Genomic DNA, 17,188 nt, shown 5'->3' on the forward strand with positions numbered 1-17,188 from the left:
GGGTGACGGCGATCTCTCGTACAGTTTGCGCCGTGGGATCACTGCGCAATCCGGTCGGGCCGCTTCCCTCCTCCATCTACTGGCGACGGAGGGCCGTCTTCTTTGTCGTGCTGCTCGCGCTGGCGGGGCTGATCGGCTGGCTGGTCGCGGGTGGCGGAGGCGGTTCCCAGGACCCGTCCGACGGGTCGGACGGCAAGAACCCGGCGCCCTCGATCACCCCGGGCCCCTCCGGTTCCGGTCCGGCGATCGACGACACGCCCGGCGGCGGTTCCGGGTCCGGCACGGGCGGCGACTCCTCCGGTGGCGCGTCCTCCGGTGGCGCGTCGGACGGCTCGGACGGTTCGGGCGGTGACGCGGAGGCGGGCGGCGACGGGGAAGCCGCCGGCGGCGCGGGCGGGGGCTCCGGTTCGGGTTCCGGTTCCGGGTCCGGCAGCGCGGGGGAGAACTGGACCAGCTCGGTGAACCGGCTGCCCGGCGGCTCCACGCTCGCCACGTGCGACCGGGGTGACGTCCGGCTGACGCTGCGGAGCGTCCGGAACACGTACGAGGACGGCGAGAAGCCGGTGCTGCGGCTGACGGTGACCAACACGTCGGGCGGCGACTGCAAGGTCGACCTCGGGCCGCGGGCCACCGTCCTGAAGATCACCAAGGCCAACGCTGAGGACGACGAGACCTACTGGTCCTCGGCGGACTGCCCGGAGGACGGGGCGCTGCTGTTCCGCGTACCGAAGGGCGGGTCCGTCACGTACGACCTCGAGTGGGACCGCCGGCCGAGTGACGCGGACCGGTGCGAGGCGGCGCCGAAGGGGCGGGCCGGGGCGGGTACGTACCTGGTCGTCGCCAAGACTCCCGCGACCTCGAGCCCCCTCCAGGCCACCTTCACCCTGAAGGCGGACTGACCCTTCCGACCCGGACGGTACGCCGCCCAGCGCCCGCCCTCCCTCACCGTGAGACCCGTGAGGGGGGCGGGGCCGACAAGGGTCCGGCCGCTCCGCACGCGGCGGTTGACGCGGCGGTTGACGCGTCGCACGGGCGGCGGAGCGGGCCGGTTGCTCCCAGGTGGCCGTGGGGCGAGACGGCCAGGGGGCGGGGTCAGACGTAGCGTTCGAGGATGGAGGATTCCGCGAGCCGGGACAGCCCCTCGCGGACACTGCGCGCCCGCGCCTCCCCGACCCCGTCGACCGTCTGCAGGTCGTCGACGCTCGCCGCCAGCAGCTTCTGCAGCCCCCCGAAGTGCTCGACCAGCCGGTCGATGATCGCCCCGGGCAGCCGCGGAACCTTGGCCAGCAGCCGGAAGCCCCGCGGCGAGACCGCGGAGTCCAGCGCCTCCGGCGACCCCGTGTACCCCAGCGCCCGCGCCACCGTGGCGATGTCCAGCAGCTCCGTGTGCCCGAGGGCGTCCAGCTCCGCCAGCGCCTCGTCCACCGTGCGCGACCGCTTCGGCGTCGGCTCCGGCACGTAGTCGCGGACGATCAGCTCCCGCTCCGGCTCGACGCCGGCGATCAGCTCGTCCAGCTGCAGCGCCAGCAGCCGCCCGTCGGTGCCCAGCTCCACCACGTACTCGGCGATCTCCGTGGCGATCCGGCGCACCATCTCCAGCCGCTGCGCGACCGCGGAGACGTCCCGCACCGTCACCAGGTCCTCGATCTCCAGCGCGGAGAGCGTGCCGGCGACCTCGTCGAGGCGGAGCTTGTACCGCTCCAGCGTGGCGAGCGCCTGGTTCGCGCGGGACAGGATGGCGGCCGAGTCCTCCAGGACCCGCCGCTGCCCGTCGACGTACAGCGCGATCAGCCGCATCGACTGGGAGACGGAGACGACGGGGAAGCCGACCTGCTTGCTGACCCGGTCCGCCGTGCGGTGCCGGGTGCCCGTCTCCTCGGTGGGGATCGTCGGGTCGGGCACGAGCTGCACGCCCGCCCGGAGGATCTTCGAGAGGTCGGCGGAGAGGACGATGCCGCCGTCCAGCTTGCACAGCTCCCGCAGCCGGGTCGCGCTGAACTCGACGTCCAGGACGAAACCGCCGGTGCACATCGCCTCGACGGTCTTGTCGGACCCGAGCACGATCAGGCCGCCGGTGTTGCCGCGCAGCACCCGCTCCAGGCCGTCGCGCAGGGCCGTGCCGGGCGCCACGGCGCTCAGCGAGGCACGCATCAGCCCGTCGGCGCCGGAGCTCCCACCGGACTTTCCGGGAGCTGAGGCCCGGTCGTTGGCTGCCACTGCTCTCCTCCGGTCGCAGACTTCTTAGGCGCTCCCGCGACGTACACACTTCGTACGGACGGGCGAGACCGGGGCAAAGTCTACCGGCGGTCCTCGCCCTCCTGCCGGGCCTCTCGGCGACGAGAGCGCGGCAGGACCCTCAGCGCATCCGATATGTCGGCCACCTCGAGCACCTTCATTCCCTCAGGAACCTTCCCCGGATCGGCCGGGACCAGTGCATGTGTGAATCCGAGGCGGTGCGCTTCGGCCAATCGCCGCTGGACGCCGGTGACCCTCCTCACCTCGCCGGCCAGGCCGACCTCGCCGATCGCCACCAGGTTCTTCGGCAGCGGGGTGTCGCTGGCCGAGGAGGCCAGCGCCAGCGCGACGGCCAGGTCGGCGGCGGGCTCGGAGAGCCGCACCCCGCCCACCGTGGCCGAGTAGATGTCCTGCTTGCCCAGCGCCTTGATCCGGCCGCGCTGCTCCAGCACGGCCAGCATCATCGACACCCGGGAGGTCTCCAGGCCGGAGGTCGTGCGCCGCGGGGTGGGGATCTGGGTGTCCACGGTGAGCGCCTGCACCTCGGCGACCAGCGGGCGGCGGCCCTCCAGCGTGACCGTCAGGCAGGTGCCCGGCACGGGGTCGTCCCGGCGGGTGAGGAAGAGGCCGGACGGGTCGGCGAGGCCGGTGATCCCCTCGTCGTGCAGCTCGAAGCAGCCGACCTCGTCGGTGGTGCCGTACCTGTTCTTCACGCCGCGCACGAGGCGGAGCCTGGCGTGCCGGTCGCCCTCGAAGTTGAGGACGACGTCCACCAGGTGTTCCAGCAGGCGCGGGCCGGCGATGTTGCCGTCCTTGGTGACGTGGCCGACGAGCAGCGTGGACATGCCGCCTTCCTTGGAGGCGCGAATCAGCGCGCCGGCCACCTCGCGGACCTGCGCCATGCCGCCGGGGGCGCCGTCGATCTCGGGGGAGGCGACGGTCTGCACCGAGTCGAGGATCAGCAGCGACGGCTGCACGGCCTCGATGTGGCCGAGCACCGTGGACAGGTCCGTCTCCGCGGCGAGGTAGAGGTGGTCGTGGATCGCGTGGATGCGGTCGGCGCGCAGCCGCACCTGGCTCGCGGACTCCTCGCCGGTCACGTAGAGGGTGCGGTGCTCGGAGCTCGCCGACTTGGCCGCGACGTCCAGCAGCAGCGTGGACTTGCCGACGCCGGGCTCGCCCGCGACCAGCACCACGGCGCCGGGGACCAGGCCGCCGCCGAGCACCCGGTCCAGCTCGGGGACGCCGGTGGAGCGGGCGGTGGCCTGCCTGCCGTCCACCTGCCCGATGGGCACGGCGGAGGTGGTGACCCGGCCGGGAGCGGTCGTGCGGACGGCGGGCGCGCTGCCGTACTCCTCGACCGTGCCCCAGGCGTGGCATTCGGGGCAGCGGCCGAGCCATTTGGCCGTCTGCCAGCCGCACTCGGTGCAGCGGTAGGACGGACGGTCCTTGGTCGACTTGGTACGGGCAGCCATGGCGTCACCGTAACCGGCCGCACCGACAGCCCCATCAGCACCGTGCGCAGCACGCTCAGGAACGGGCAGGAACGGTCGCACACCGTCCGCAGAAACGTAAACTCACCTCCCCTTTCGGGGGATCGTTTCACCCGAATGGATTAAATGTGCTCAAGGCTGCAGGAACGGTCGTCCAGCGGCCCCTACGGTCGCACGGGTGATGAGCAGCAGGCCGGAGACCCCCACCCGCACCACCGGCGCACACCGGGCGCACGGCGGGGAGCGCGCACGGTCCAGCACCACCGCGGCGGCAGGCGCGAGCGCTCCGTCCCGCACCCTGGCGCGGCGCGCGGACGCCTCGCTTCCCGAGGTGTGCGAGCCGTACCTCGACGGGCTGTACACGTACAGCCTGTCCGTCCTCTGCGACCAGGACGCGGCGGCCTCGGCCGTCGGCGCGGTCCTCGCCGTCGTCGAGCGGCGCGGCGGCCGCGCGCCCGAGGAGGACGGTCACCGGGCCTGGCTCTACGCCCTGGCCCGCTGGGCCTGCCTGCGGGAACTGGCCGAGAACCGCCGTCGCCGTCACCACTCCCGGGGCTCCCGCGGCGCGGGCCACCGCCGCCGTCCGGTCCCGGTCCCGCCGGCCGGCGACACGCCGGTGGAGGCGCTGTCGCCCGAGGAGCGCGACCGGCGCCGCGCCGAGCTGGCCCGGCTGGCCTGGCCCGAGGCGGCCGGCACCACGCCCGAGCAGCGTGAGGCGCTGGAGCTGTCGGTGCGGCACGGACTGTCCGCCGGGGAGGTGGCCACGGTGCTGGGCCTGGGCCCCGCGGCCGCGCAGGACCTGCTCGCCTCGGCGGCGTGCGAGGTCGAGCGCACCCGGGCGGCCCTGGACGCCGCCGAGTCCGGCCGGTGCGCGGGCCTGGCCCGGCTGACCGGTCAGGACGACGGCTGGGTGCTGAGCGAGGCGCTGCGCACGGAGCTGGTCCGCCACGTCGACGACTGTCCGCGCTGCCGGCGCACGGCCGAGCGGGCGGTGCCGGGACGCTGGCCGGGCACCACGGTGACCCCGGAGCGGCTGCCGGTGCTGGAGGCGCCGCGGCCGGCCGTGACCGCGGCGGCGCGCGCGGCGCGGGGGCGGCGGGGCGCGGCGGCCCCCCGGTTCGACCGGCATGGGTACCCGGTCGCGCCGCGAGACCGCGAGGAACGCCGGAGCCGGCGGCGCGGGCGAGTGATGACCACCACGGTGGTCGCCACGGTGATGGCGGCGCCGGTGCTGGCCATGTGGGTGGCGGGACGATCCGCCCCCACGGGAGTGGAGGAAGGTTTCAGCAGTCCTGACGACCAGGCCGCCACGGCCTCGGACAGCGGTCCCGGGGGGCCGGGAGCCGGCGGCGACCGCGGGTACGCCAACACGGCGAACGCGGTGCCGGGGGGCGGCGCGGCCACGCCCGGCGAGGGGCCCGACGTCTCGGTCGAGGTGATCGGCGCGGAGGCCCCGGACGACGGCGGGGGCGCGGCGACGGCCCGGGCGCTGCGGGTCTCCGCGGCCGGTGCGGGCGACACGACGTACGTCACGCTGACGGCACCGGCGGGGGAGGGGGCGCGGTCCGTGCGATGGGGGCTCTCCACGGGGGTGTCGTGGCTGTACCTGAGCCGGTCCTCGGGGGTACTGCGGCCGGGGGAGTCGGTGACGGTCCGGGTGCACGTGGATCCCTTGCGGGAGCCGGAGGGGGCGTGGCGGGCGGGGGTCTCGGTCCGGCCCGGCGGCACGGTCGTCGTCATCCGCGGCGCGGGATTCAGGCCCGCGCCGTCCGACCCCGGCCCCGGGCGCCCTCCGAGCGACCCCCCGCCGACCGATCCCGCCCCGACTCCACCACCCCCGTCCCCCTCCGACCCCGCCCCCTCACCCCCGGACCCGACGCCTCCGCCCCCGTCCCCCACGGACCCGTCCCCAGGGGACCCGTCTCCTTCCGACCCGTCCCCGTCCGACCCCCCGCCCCCCACGGAGCAGCCCCCCACGGAGCAGCACCCCACGCCCTGACCACCCCACACGGCGCCCCCGCCGCGAGGGCGCCGTGCAGGCCGCCGTGCGGGCCGGTCAGACCCGCGGGTCCGCCGGGTGGGGGGCGAAGACGGGGCCCGCGAGCCGTTCCTCGCACAGCTCGACCAGCCGGTCGTACCCCGCCTTCCCCATCAGCTCCGTGAGCTCCGGCCGGTACGACACGTACACCGGATCCCCCGCCCCGTGCGCGGAGGCCGCCGACGTGCACCACCAGTGCAGGTCGTGCCCGCCCGGCCCCCAGCCCCGCCGGTCGTACTCGCCGATCGACACCTGCAGCACCCGCGTGTCGTCGGGCCGGTCGATCCACTCGAAGGTCCGCCGCACCGGCAGCTGCCAGCACACGTCCGGCTTGGTCTCGAGCGGCTCGCGGCCTTCCCGCAGCGCCAGGATGTGCAGCGAGCAGCCGGCCCCGCCCTCGAAGCCGGGGCGGTTCTGGAAGATGCAGGACCCCTTGTAGGGCCGCGTCTGCCGCGAGCCCTCGTCGTCCTCGGAGACCCAGCCGTCGCGGGTGCCCTCCGCGTGGTGCTGCCAGATGTCCGGGGTGAGCCGCTCGACGAAGCCGGCGACCCGCTGCTCGTCCTCCTCGTCGGAGAAGTGGGCGCCCAGCGAGCAGCAGCCGTCCGCGGCCCGGCCGGCCTGGATGCCGTGGCAGCCGCTGCCGAAGACGCAGTTCCAGCGGGAGGTCAGCCAGGTCAGGTCGCAGCGGAAGACCTGCTCGTCGTCGGCGGGGTCGGGGAACTCCACCCAGGCACGGGGGAAGTCGAGCCCCTTCTCGTCGTCGTCCGCCACGGGGACGCCGATCAGCGGCAGGGCCTTCCGCCGCGCGGCCTCGGCCGTGGCCCTCTTGTGGTCCTTCGCCTTTTTCGTCTTGGGCACGCGTCCAGGGTAAGTGGAGCCGCGGCGCCCGGACGGGCTGCCCGGTACCGGAAACGTCGGGTTCTTCACAGCCGTCTTCCCTCCCGTTCGGACGATTGGGTTCCCGGCCGCCGGTTAGGTTTCTGGGTATGCGACTTGGTGTGCTCGACGTGGGCTCCAACACCGTCCACCTGCTGGTGGTGGACGCCCACCCCGGCGCGTGCCCGCTCCCCGCCCACTCGGTGAAGGAGGAGCTCCGGCTCGCGCAGCTGCTCGACGACGACGGTGCGATCGGCCCCGGCGGCGTCGACCGGCTGATCCGGGTGGTCCGCGAGGCCGCCCGCGCGGCCGAGGACAAGGGCGTCGAGGCGCTGCTGCCGTTCGCGACCTCCGCCGTGCGCGGGGCCCGCAACGCCGACGAGGTGCTGGCCCGGGTCCAGGAGGAGACCGGCATCGGCCTGCGCGTGCTGTCCGGCGAGGACGAGGCGAAGCTGACCTTCCTGGCCGCCCGCCGGTGGTTCGGCTGGTCGGCCGGACGCCTGCTGGTGCTGGACATCGGCGGGGGCTCGCTGGAGATCGCCTACGGCATCGACGAGGAGCCCGACGCCGCCGTCTCGCTGCCGCTGGGCGCGGGCCGGCTGACCGGGGCCTGGCTGCGCGGCGACCCGCCGGACCCGGAGGAGGTGCGCGCGCTGCGGCGCCACGTGCGCACGGAGATCGCCCGCACGGTGGGCGAGTTCACCCGGCTCGGCACGCCCGACCACGTCGTCGCCACCTCGAAGACCTTCCGCCAGCTGGCCCGGCTGGCCGGTGCCGCGCGGTCCGCCGAGGGGCCGTACGTGCAGCGGGAGCTGACCCGCGAGGCGCTGGAGACGTGGGTGCCCAAGCTGGCGGTGATGACCGAGCGGGAGCGCACGGAGCTGCCGGGCGTCTCCGAGGGGCGGGCCGGCCAGCTCGTCGCCGGGGCGCTGGTCGCCGAGGCGGCCCTGGACCTGTTCGGCGTGGACCGGGTGGAGATATGCCCCTGGGCCCTGCGCGAGGGCGTCATCCTCCGCCGCCTCGACCACATGCCCTGACCCCGCCCCCACCCCCACCGCGGACGCCACGCCCCGGCGGACGCCCCGCACGAGGACCGCCCCGGCCGCGCCGCCCCCGCACGAGGCCCCCCCGCCTCGCCGTACCGGGACCGCCCCGGCCCGCCGCCCCCGCACGGGACCGCCCCCGCCCGGCCCCGTCGCGCCGAACCCCGCCGCCCCGCCCCGCGCGGAGGACCACATGGGCCGCGCCGACCGCGCCGCCCCGCACGAGGACCGCCCCTGCCGCGCCGCACCGGGACGCCACCGCCGCGGACGCCCTCACCAGGACCGCCCAGGGCCGCCGCCTCGCGCCGGGTCCGCCCCCGCCTCGCCGCACCGGGACCGCCCCGGCCCGCCGCCCCCGCACGGGACCGCCCCCGCCCCGCCCGTCGCGCCGAACCCCACCGCGGACGCCCCGCACGAGGACCGCCCCGACCGCCCCGCCGCCCCGCGCCGGGACCGCCCGTCGCGCCGAACCCCGCCCCGCGCCGGGACCGACGCCCCCCACCGAGAGGAACGTCACCCCGCCCCGCGGGACCAGGCCCCACCTGCGCAGGGGCGCCCACGCGGCCGGTAACCGCCCCTACGCCCCCGCCGCTTCCGCGCACCTCCCGTACTCTTGCTGCCGTGGCAGAACCAGTCGTCCGCATTCCCGACGCGAAGGTCGCGCTGTCCACCGCCTCCGTCTATCCGGAGTCCACCGCGACGGCCTTCGAGATCGCCGCGCGCCTCGGTTACGACGGTGTCGAGGTCATGGTGTGGAACGATCCGATCAGCCAGGACATCGAGGCGCTGCGCCGCCTCAGCGACCACCACGAGATCCCGATCCTCGCCGTGCACGCCCCGTGCCTGCTGATCACCCAGCGCGTCTGGTCCAGCGACCCCTGGGTCCGGCTCCAGCGCGCCCGCGCCGCCGCCGAGCGGCTCGGCGCCTCCACGGTCGTGGTCCACCCCCCGTTCCGCTGGCAGCGCGGGTACGCGCGTGACTTCGTCTCCGGCATCTGGCGGATGGCCGACGAGACGGACATCCGGTTCGCCGTGGAGAACATGTACCCCTGGCGCTACCGCGACCGGGAGATGCTCGCCTACGCCCCCGGCTGGGACCCCACCGACGAGGACTACCGGCACTTCACGATCGACCTCAGCCACACCGCCACCGCCCGCACCGACACCATGGCGATGATCGGCCGGATGGGCGACCGCCTGGGCCACGTCCACCTCGCCGACGGCCGGGGCTCCGCCAAGGACGAGCACCTGGTGCCCGGCCGCGGCGACCAGCCCTGCGCCGAACTCCTCGAAGGCCTGGCCGGCTCCGGCTTCGACGGCCACGTCGTCATCGAGGTCAACACCCGCCGCGCCATGTCCAACGCGGAGCGCGAGGCCGACCTGGCCGAGGCGCTGGCCTTCACCCGCCTCCACCTCGCCTCCCCGCTGCAGGTCCCCGGCCAGTGACCGCCCCGTGACCGCCCGGCCGACCGCCCCGTGACCGCCCAGCCGTCCGCGCCCCGCCGGGGCCGCGGCCGACCGCCCCGCGCCGCCGCCTCCGCCGACGCCCCCGCCACCCGGGACCGCATCCTGGCCGCCGCCCGCGAGGTGTTCGCCGAACGCGGCTACGAGAAGGCCAGCGTGCGCGGCATCGCCAGGTCCGCCGACGTGGACCCGGCGCTGGTGCACCACTACTTCGGCACCAAGGAACAGGTCTTCGCGGCGGCGGTGGAGGGCGCCTTCGCCCCCGTGCTGCGCACCGCGCCCCTCACCGAGCTGCGGCTCGACCGCGCCGGGGAACAGTTCGCCCGGATGTTCCTGGGCGTGTGGGAGAACCCCGCCACCCGCGCCCCGCTGCTCGCCATCGTCCGCTCGGCGGTCAGCAACGAGGCCGCCGCCGCGATCTTCCGCCGCATGGTCGCCCAGCTGGTGCTCAGCAGGGTCGCCAAGGAGCTCGACGCCCCCGACGCGGAGCTGCGCGCCGAGCTCGCCGCCGCCCAGGTGGTCGGCGTCGTGCTGCTGCGCTACGTCATCAAGGTCGAGCCGATCGCCTCCGCGGACCCGGAGGAACTGGTCGCCCGCCTCGCCCCCGTCCTCCAGCACCACCTCACCGGCAGGTAGCCGAGTGCGCCCGGTGTCCCGCATTCCGGACAACCCCGTCCGTCCAGTGGATGCCGGGCGTACCCTCGGCACTGCCAGAACTATCCGAAGGAGCGAGCGACGATGCCCGAGCTGAGGTCCCGCACAGTCACCCACGGCCGCAACATGGCGGGCGCCCGCGCCCTTATGCGGGCCTCCGGTGTACCGGGCGCGGACATCGGCCGCAAGCCGATCATCGCCATCGCCAACTCCTTCACGGAGTTCGTGCCGGGCCACACCCACCTCCAGCCCGTCGGCCGCATCATCAGCGAGGCCGTCAAGGAGGCCGGGGGCATCCCGCGCGAGTTCAACACCATCGCCGTCGACGACGGCATCGCGATGGGCCACGGCGGCATGCTGTACTCCCTGCCCTCCCGCGACCTGATCGCGGACAGCGTGGAGTACATGGTCGAGGCGCACTGCGCCGACGCCATCATCTGCGTCTCGAACTGCGACAAGATCACCCCCGGCATGCTGATGGCGGCCCTCCGCCTGAACATCCCCACGGTCTTCGTCTCCGGCGGCCCGATGGAGTCCGGCCGCGCCACCCTGGTCGACGGCACGGTCCGCACGCTGGACCTGATCGACGCCATCTCCGAGGCCGCCAACGAGAAGGTCTCCGACGAGGACATCCGGCTCATCGAGGAAGCCGCCTGCCCGACCTGCGGCAGCTGCTCCGGCATGTTCACCGCCAACTCGATGAACTGCCTGACCGAGGCCATCGGCCTCTCCCTGCCGGGCAACGGCTCCGTCCTCGCCACCCACACCGCCCGCCGCGCCCTGTACGAGCGGGCCGCCACCACGGTGATGGACCTGGTCGACCGCTACTACGGCCAGGACGACGCGTCGGCCCTGCCCCGCAACATCGCCACCTTCTCCGCCTTCGAGAACGCGATGGCGCTGGACATCGCCATGGGCGGCTCCACCAACACGATCCTCCACCTGCTGGCCGCCGCCCAGGAGGCCGAGGTCCCCTTCGGCCTCGAGCAGATCGACGCCGTCTCCCGCCGCGTCCCGTGCCTCGCGAAGGTCGCGCCGAACGTGGCGAAGGACCGCACCTACTACATGGAGGACGTCCACCGGGCCGGCGGCATCCCCGCCCTCCTCGGCGAACTCCACCGCGCGGGCCTGCTCAACGAGGACGTCCACTCGGTGCACAGCCCGTCCCTGGACGACTGGCTGAAGACCTGGGACGTCCGCGGCGGCTCCCCCTCGCCCGAGGCCGTCGAGCTCTGGCACGCCGCCCCCGGCTGCGTCCGCTCCGCCGAGGCCTTCTCCCAGTCCGAGCGCTGGGAGGCCCTGGACCTCGACGCCGAGAACGGCTGCATCCGCTCGGCCGAGCACGCCTACTCCGCCGACGGCGGCCTCGCCGTCCTCCGCGGCAACCTCGCCGTCGACGGGTGCGTGGTGAAGACCGCCGGCGTCGACGAGTCCATCTGGACCTTCGAGGGCCCCGCGGTGGTCTGCGAGTCGCAGGAGGAGGCCGTCGAGAAGATCCTCAACAAGCAGGTCACCGAGGGCGACGTGGTCGTCATCCGCTACGAGGGCCCCAAGGGCGGCCCCGGCATGCAGGAGATGCTCTACCCGACCTCCTTCCTCAAGGGCCGCGGCCTCGGCAAGGCCTGCGCGCTGATCACCGACGGCCGCTTCTCCGGCGGCACGTCGGGCCTGTCCATCGGGCACGCCTCCCCGGAGGCTGCGTCGGGCGGCACGATCGCGCTGGTCGAGGACGGTGACCGGATCCGCATCGACATCCCGAACCGGTCCGTCGAGCTCCTCGTCCCCGACGCGGAACTCGACCGACGCCGGGAGGCGCTGGACGGCCGTTTCGCGCCGCGTTCCCGTGACCGCAAGGTCTCCGCGGCGCTGCGGGCGTACGCGGCGATGGCCACCAGCGCCGACAAGGGCGCCGTCCGCGACATCACGCGCCTGCCCTGACCCCGGAGGAGGAGGGCCGGCAGTGAACCGGCCCTCCCCCCACCCCGGGCCATCGCGCCACCGGCCCGAGCGGTGAACCAGCCCCGCCGTCCCGCGCGCAGCCACGCTGCCGGCCTCACACGCTGCGGCTCGCTCAACCGGGCCCCAGTCCCCCTGGGGAGGGGGCGGGTCGGGGGAGAAACAGCAGCGCTGTCCGCCCAGGCTGTGCCTGCGCCCCACGGTGCCGTCCTCGCGGCACAACGACCCACGCGGACCCCGCCTCCCCCGGAATAAGGAATTCCCGCGCAGGAATTGCGAGACTTCCGCCCCGCCCGCACCAACCCCCGTGAAACCCCCACCCGCGCCAACTCCCCGCCCCCACCATGGCCCTATGACCTCGCCCACCGAGTCCTTGGTCTCGGCCCATGCCGAACGGGCCCGTTCCTTCAACAGCGCCGCAGCCGTGTACGCCGCCGCCCGCCCGTCCTACCCGCCCGCGCTCCTCGACGCGGTGGAGGACCTGGCCGGCCGCCCCCTCGCCGGCGCCCGCGCGGTCGACGTCGGCGCCGGCACCGGCATCGCCACCGCCCTCCTGAGGAACCGCGGCGCCTCCGTCCTCGCCGTGGAACCCGGCGACGGCATGGCCGCACAGTTCCGGCGCACCCTCCCCGACACCCCCCTGGTCAGGGGCGACGGCAACCACCTCCCCCTCGCCTCCGCCACCGCCGACCTGATCACCTACGCCCAGTCCTGGCACTGGACCGACCCCGCCCTCGCCTACCCGGAGGCCCTGCGGGTCCTGCGCCCCGGCGGCGCCCTCGCCCTGTGGTGGAACACCGACGCCCAGGACGTCCCGTGGATCGCCGAGCAGGCGGACCGCATCCGCCGCCACTTCGGCGACGCCCGCGCCAACAAGGCCGGCGGCGGGACCCTCACCCTCGACACCGACGAACACTTCACCGGACTGCCCCTCCCGCCCTCCCCCGAGCGGACCGCCCGCCGTGTCGTCCGGTGGAGCCGCCGCGTCCCGCTCGACACCCACCTGGCCAACATCGCCAGCCACTCCCTCTTCATCGTGCACGGCGAGGAATCCACCCGCGCCTTCCTCGACCAGGAGCGCGCCCAGCTCACCACCGTCTTCCCCGACGGAGTGGTCGAGGAGATCTACGACGTCCTCCTCCTCGTGGTCACCGCCCCCTGAGCCCTGCCCCCTCGTCACGGTCCCGCGCTCCCGCGGGGCTCGGCCACCGCCCCGCACACCCGAGGCCGCCGCGCGAATCCGCGCGGCGGCCTTGACGCGTCCGGACCGCCGGGAGAACTATTCATCACATGATGAATAAAGAGCCCGGTCCGGCGATTCGGGCCACCGGCCTCACCGTGGTCCGAGGCCCCCGCACCGTGCTGCGCGACCTGGACTTCACCGTGCCCGCGGGCCGCATCACCGGCCTGCTCGGCCCCTCCGGCTGCGGCAAGTCCACGCTGATCCGCGCCGTGATGGGCACCCAGGCCAAGGTCACCGGCGACCTCCATGTCCTCGGCCGCCCCGCCGGCCACCCCGCGCTGCGCTCCCGCATCGGCTACGTCACCCAGGCCCCCGCCGTCTTCGACGACCTGACGGTCCGGCAGAACCTGGAGTACTTCGCCGCCGTCCTCGACCCCGGCCGCCGCGCCGCCGCCCGCCGCGAGGAGAGCGTCACCCGCGCCATCGCCGACGTCGACCTCACCAGCCACGCCGGCGCCCTCGCCGCCAACCTCTCCGGAGGCCAGCGCAGCCGCGTCTCCCTCGCCGTCGCCCTGCTCGGCACCCCCGAACTCCTGGTCCTCGACGAACCCACCGTCGGCCTGGACCCGGTGCTCCGCCGCGACCTGTGGGACCTCTTCCACTCCCTCGCCGCCGACCGCGGCGCGAGCATCCTCGTCTCCTCCCACGTCATGGACGAGGCCGAACGCTGCCACGGCCTGCTGCTGATGCGGGAGGGCGAGATCCTCGCGCAGGACACCCCCGACGCCCTCAAGACCCGCACCGGCACGGACACCGTCGAGGCCGCCTTCCTCAGCCTCATCGACCAGGCCGCCCGAGCCGCCGCCGCGGCCCCCCGGTCCGACCGCCAGGAGACCTCCCGATGACCACCGCGCCCCTCAGCCCCGCCAGGACCGTCTCCACCGCCGCCCGGGTCCTGCGGCAGCTGCGCAACGACCCCCGCACCATCGCCCTGCTGCTCCTGGTGCCCTGCCTCCTGCTGCTCCTGCTCCGCTACGTCTTCGACGGCAGCCCGCAGACCTTCGACGACATCGGCGCCTCGCTGCTCGGCATCTTCCCGCTGATCACGATGTTCCTGGTCACCAGCATCGCCACCCTGCGCGAACGCACCTCCGGCACCCTGGAACGCCTCCTCGCCATGCCGCTCGGCAAGGCCGACTTCATCGCCGGCTACGCCCTCGCCTTCGGCACCCTGGCCGTCGTCCAGTCCCTGCTCACCACCGGCCTCGCCGTCTGGGGCCTCGGCCTCGACGTCACCGGCTCCCCCTGGCTGCTGCTCCTCGTCGCCCTGCTCGACGCCGTCCTCGGCACCGCCCTCGGCCTGTTCGTCTCCGCCTTCGCCGCCTCGGAGTTCCAGGCCGTCCAGTTCATGCCGGCCGTGATCTTCCCGCAGCTCCTGCTCTGCGGCCTGTTCACGCCGCGCGACCAGATGCAGCCCGTCCTGGAGGCCGTCTCCAACGTCCTGCCCATGTCCTACGCGGTCGACGGCATGAACGAGGTACGGCAGAACGCCGGCGTCACGGGTGACTTCGTCCGCGACGTGCTGGTCATGGTCGGCTGCGCGCTCCTGGTCCTCGCGGTCGGAGCGGCCACCCTCCGCCGCCGCACGGCCTGACCCGCCCGGGGGCAGGCCGCGCACTCCACCGCCGTTCCGTCTGGCGGACAGTCCGCGGCCTCGCCCCGGCCCCGGTGCGAGGATGGCCACGGACGACGCGCAACTCCCCGGAGGGCACCACCACATGAGCCAGAAAGTCGCAGTCCTCGGCACCGGCAAGATCGGCGAAGCCCTGCTCAGCGGGATGATCCGGGGCGGCTGGAGCCCGTCCGACCTGATGGTCACGGCCCGCCGCGCCGAGCGGGCCGAGGAGCTCCGCACCCGCTACGGCGTCGCCGCGGTCGGCAACGCCGAGGCCGCCAAGACCGCGGACACCCTGATCCTCACCGTCAAGCCGCAGGACATGAACGCCCTGGTCGAGGAACTGGCCCCGCACGTGCCCGCCGACCGCCTGGTCATCAGCGGCGCCGCCGGCATCACCACCGCCTCCCTCGAGGAGCGCCTCCCGGCCGGAGTCCCGGTGGTCCGCGTGATGCCCAACACCCCCGCCCTGGTCGACGAGGCGATGTCGGTGATCAGCGCGGGCACCCACGCCACCGGGGCCCACATCGAGACCGCCGAGCAGATCTTCGGCTCCGTGGGCAAGACCCTGCGCGTCCCCGAGTCGCAGCAGGACGCCTGCACGGCCCTCTCCGGCTCGGGTCCCGCGTACTTCTACTACCTGGTCGAAGCCATGACCGACGCCGGCATCCTCCTCGGCCTGCCCCGCGACAAGGCGCACGACCTGATCGTCCAGTCCGCGATCGGAGCCGCCGTGATGCTCCGCGACAGCGGCGAGCACCCGGTCAAGCTCCGCGAGAACGTCACCTCCCCCGCCGGCACCACCATCAGTGCCATCCGGGAACTGGAGAACCACGGAGTCCGTGCGGCCCTGATCGCCGCCCTCGAAGCCGCCCGCGACCGCAGCCGCGAACTCGCCTCCGGCAACGGCGGCTGACGGCCGCGCGGCCCGGGGACGGGAACCGGCGATCTCTGCATCCCCGGGCTCCGTCCCCGGCACCTGCCGCCGGTCCTTCAGGCCGGCGGCAGCAGCCCGATCGCCCGGTACGCCGCGTCCACCACGGGCCGCGCCATCCCCCGGGCCCGCTCGGCCCCCGCCCGCAGCACCCCGTCCACGTACGCGGGGTCGGCGGAGAGCTCGGCATGCCGCTCCCGCACCGGCCGCAGCACCTCCACGACCGCCTCGGCGACGTCCTTCTTCAGCGGCCCGTACCCCGGGTAGCCGGCGGCCAGCTTCTCCGGCGCCTCCCCGGTGCACGCGGCGAGGATGTCCAGCAGGTTCGCGGGCCCCGGCCGCCGCACCCGGTCGTAGACCACGTCCTGCCCGCTGTCGGTGACCGCGCGCATCACCTTCTTGCGCACCTCCTCCGGCTCGTCCAGGAGCCGCACCACTCCCAGTCCGGAGAGATCGCTCTTGCCCATCTTCGAGGTGGGCTCCTGCAGGTTCATCACCCGCGCCCCCACCGCGGGCAGCGTCGCGCGCGGGACGACGAAGGTGTGGCCGTAGCGCTGGTTGAACCGCTCCGCGATGTCCCGTGCCAGCTCCACGTGCTGCCTCTGGTCCTCACCCACCGGCACCTCCTCGGTGGAGTACGCCAGGATGTCCGCCGCCATCAGCACCGGATACGTCAGCAACGACAGCCGGACCCCGGCTCCCCTCTCCTGCTGGCGGACGGCCTTCTCCTTGTACTGCACCATCCGCCGCATCTCCCCGTCGGTCGCCACGCACTCCAGCACGTACGACAGCCGGGTGTGCTCGCCGACGTGGCTCTGCACGAAGAGCGTGCAGACCTCGGGATCGAGCCCGCAGGCCAGCAGCAGGGTCGCCGTCTGCCGGCTCAGCCGCCGCAACCGCGCCGGGTCGTGCTCCACGGTGAGGGCGTGCAGGTCGACGACGCAGAACAGGGCGTCCGCCCGGTGCTGGTCGACGTCCGCCCACCGGCGTACCGCCCCGAGGTAGTTGCCCAGGGTCAGGTGCCCCGACGGCTGGACCCCGCTGAACACTCGCTTCATCGCTCGACCTCCCGGTCGTCCGGGCCGCGACCCCGGCGGCCGTACCCGGGAGGGAGATACGAGAACGGCCGCCGGGATCCGGCGGCCGCTGCTGATCGCATGCGTGAGGACGGGCCGCCGTCAGGCGGCCCACCAGCTCTGAGTGCACGCATGCGCTGTGGTCACGAGGCCAGACTAGGCCGCGGAGCGCCTCCTGCGCAGGACATTTGACACGTCCCCGCGTGATCCGTAAGGTTCTCCGAGTTGTCCGACGTGAGCACCGACCCCGGTCGGCCCCGGACAGCCAATCCACACCAGCACCACCCAACCGCACGGCATATTCCTGTCGTGTGCGCCGGCGCGTGTTCGGTGGATTTGCAGGATTCCTCGCTTGCGAGAGCGAGAACCCCCGATTCGCTTCGGGGGAGGGGAATCCGCTAAGGTCTCACAGGTCGGAAGGGCCCAACAGCCCGGAAGGCAACTCCCGCTGACTGGGAATCAGACGCCGAAAGGGTCTGATAGAGTCGGAACCGCCGGAAAGGAAAAGCGCCGCGAAAGTGGTGCTGGAACTGGAAAGCACCGAGGAAATCGGAACGGAAA

The 17,188-nt window shown here is 74.2% G+C and carries 14 protein-coding genes; 10 read left to right on the plus strand and 4 right to left on the minus strand.

The genetic code is table 11. From position 1 onward, the window contains the following. Nucleotides 1-32 precede the first annotated feature (32 nt). Nucleotides 33-899, plus strand: coding sequence for a hypothetical protein (locus ACWD3O_RS02610; RefSeq protein WP_451414623.1), 867 nt, complete (start codon nucleotides 33-35; stop codon nucleotides 897-899). A 193-nt stretch (nucleotides 900-1,092) separates the two neighbouring features. Here ACWD3O_RS02610 and disA read toward each other — a convergent pair whose 3' ends face one another. Both disA and radA read right to left on the minus strand, forming a co-directional pair. After that, nucleotides 1,093-2,217 (minus strand): DNA integrity scanning diadenylate cyclase DisA, encoded by a 1,125-nt coding sequence (gene disA / locus ACWD3O_RS02615; protein WP_451409766.1) that lies wholly within the window; start codon nucleotides 2,215-2,217, stop codon nucleotides 1,093-1,095. An 80-nt stretch (nucleotides 2,218-2,297) separates the two neighbouring features. Then, on the minus strand, nucleotides 2,298-3,710 hold the full coding sequence (radA, locus tag ACWD3O_RS02620; protein WP_451414624.1) for a DNA repair protein RadA: 1,413 nt from the start codon (nucleotides 3,708-3,710) through the stop codon (nucleotides 2,298-2,300). 199 nt (nucleotides 3,711-3,909) lie between these two features. Here radA and ACWD3O_RS02625 point away from each other — a divergent pair, with 199 nt between their 5' ends. Next, nucleotides 3,910-5,727 (plus strand): ECF-type sigma factor, encoded by a 1,818-nt coding sequence (locus ACWD3O_RS02625; RefSeq protein WP_451414625.1) that lies wholly within the window; start codon nucleotides 3,910-3,912, stop codon nucleotides 5,725-5,727. A gap of 57 nt (nucleotides 5,728-5,784) precedes the next feature. Here the strand turns inward: ACWD3O_RS02625 and ACWD3O_RS02630 are convergent, their stop codons facing one another. Then, a complete protein-coding gene (locus ACWD3O_RS02630) occupies nucleotides 5,785-6,624 on the minus strand; it encodes a hypothetical protein (RefSeq protein WP_451414626.1) in 840 nt (279 codons plus the stop codon). Between the two features lie 128 nt (nucleotides 6,625-6,752). Between ACWD3O_RS02630 and ACWD3O_RS02635 the strand changes: the two genes are divergently transcribed. The 8 genes from ACWD3O_RS02635 (at nucleotide 6,753) to proC (ending at nucleotide 15,533) form a co-directional block, all read left to right on the plus strand. Further along, complete coding sequence (locus tag ACWD3O_RS02635; protein WP_451414627.1) at nucleotides 6,753-7,679, plus strand: Ppx/GppA phosphatase family protein; 927 nt, start codon at nucleotides 6,753-6,755, stop codon at nucleotides 7,677-7,679. A 627-nt stretch (nucleotides 7,680-8,306) separates the two neighbouring features. Further along, entirely contained in the window at nucleotides 8,307-9,131 is an 825-nt protein-coding gene (locus tag ACWD3O_RS02640) for a sugar phosphate isomerase/epimerase family protein (protein WP_451409771.1), read from the plus strand. 30 nt (nucleotides 9,132-9,161) lie between these two features. Further along, complete coding sequence (locus tag ACWD3O_RS02645) at nucleotides 9,162-9,785, plus strand: TetR/AcrR family transcriptional regulator (RefSeq protein WP_451414628.1); 624 nt, start codon at nucleotides 9,162-9,164, stop codon at nucleotides 9,783-9,785. A 102-nt stretch (nucleotides 9,786-9,887) separates the two neighbouring features. Then, nucleotides 9,888-11,741, plus strand: a complete 1,854-nt coding sequence (gene ilvD, locus ACWD3O_RS02650) for a dihydroxy-acid dehydratase (protein WP_356137469.1) — start codon at nucleotides 9,888-9,890, stop codon at nucleotides 11,739-11,741. Between the two features lie 370 nt (nucleotides 11,742-12,111). Beyond that, the gene (locus tag ACWD3O_RS02655; RefSeq protein ID WP_451414629.1) at nucleotides 12,112-12,921 is read left to right on the plus strand and encodes a class I SAM-dependent methyltransferase; all 810 of its coding nucleotides are present in this window, start codon (nucleotides 12,112-12,114) and stop codon (nucleotides 12,919-12,921) included. Nucleotides 12,922-13,049: 128 nt separating this feature from the next. Then, nucleotides 13,050-13,847, plus strand: coding sequence for an ABC transporter ATP-binding protein (locus ACWD3O_RS02660; protein ID WP_451414630.1), 798 nt, complete (start codon nucleotides 13,050-13,052; stop codon nucleotides 13,845-13,847). Beyond that, the gene (locus ACWD3O_RS02665; protein WP_451409776.1) at nucleotides 13,844-14,596 is read left to right on the plus strand and encodes an ABC transporter permease; all 753 of its coding nucleotides are present in this window, start codon (nucleotides 13,844-13,846) and stop codon (nucleotides 14,594-14,596) included. The genes ACWD3O_RS02660 and ACWD3O_RS02665 overlap by 4 nt, the downstream gene beginning before the upstream one ends. Before the next feature lie 124 nt (nucleotides 14,597-14,720). Further along, nucleotides 14,721-15,533, plus strand: a complete 813-nt coding sequence (proC, locus tag ACWD3O_RS02670; protein ID WP_356137463.1) for a pyrroline-5-carboxylate reductase — start codon at nucleotides 14,721-14,723, stop codon at nucleotides 15,531-15,533. A 77-nt stretch (nucleotides 15,534-15,610) separates the two neighbouring features. On the opposite strand, the gene trpS is transcribed toward proC, so the two are convergent. Continuing rightward, nucleotides 15,611-16,609 (minus strand): tryptophan--tRNA ligase, encoded by a 999-nt coding sequence (trpS, locus tag ACWD3O_RS02675; protein WP_451414631.1) that lies wholly within the window; start codon nucleotides 16,607-16,609, stop codon nucleotides 15,611-15,613. Between the last annotated feature and the right edge of the window lie 579 nt (nucleotides 16,610-17,188).

Source organism: Streptomyces sp. NPDC002640 (assembly GCF_053592575.1).

Excerpts from the sequence above, each read along its gene's own strand:
- radA (WP_451414624.1), bottom strand. The coding sequence starts at position 3,710 with ATGGCTGCCCGTACCAAGTCGACCAAGGACCGTCCGTCCTACCGCTGC.
- ACWD3O_RS02625 (WP_451414625.1), top strand. The coding sequence starts at position 3,910 with ATGAGCAGCAGGCCGGAGACCCCCACCCGCACCACCGGCGCACACCGG.
- ACWD3O_RS02635 (WP_451414627.1), top strand. The coding sequence starts at position 6,753 with ATGCGACTTGGTGTGCTCGACGTGGGCTCCAACACCGTCCACCTGCTG.
- ilvD (WP_356137469.1), top strand. The coding sequence starts at position 9,888 with ATGCCCGAGCTGAGGTCCCGCACAGTCACCCACGGCCGCAACATGGCG.
- ACWD3O_RS02655 (WP_451414629.1), top strand. The coding sequence starts at position 12,112 with ATGACCTCGCCCACCGAGTCCTTGGTCTCGGCCCATGCCGAACGGGCC.
- ACWD3O_RS02660 (WP_451414630.1), top strand. The coding sequence starts at position 13,050 with ATGATGAATAAAGAGCCCGGTCCGGCGATTCGGGCCACCGGCCTCACC.
- ACWD3O_RS02665 (WP_451409776.1), top strand. The coding sequence starts at position 13,844 with ATGACCACCGCGCCCCTCAGCCCCGCCAGGACCGTCTCCACCGCCGCC.
- proC (WP_356137463.1), top strand. The coding sequence starts at position 14,721 with ATGAGCCAGAAAGTCGCAGTCCTCGGCACCGGCAAGATCGGCGAAGCC.
- trpS (WP_451414631.1), bottom strand. The coding sequence starts at position 16,609 with ATGAAGCGAGTGTTCAGCGGGGTCCAGCCGTCGGGGCACCTGACCCTG.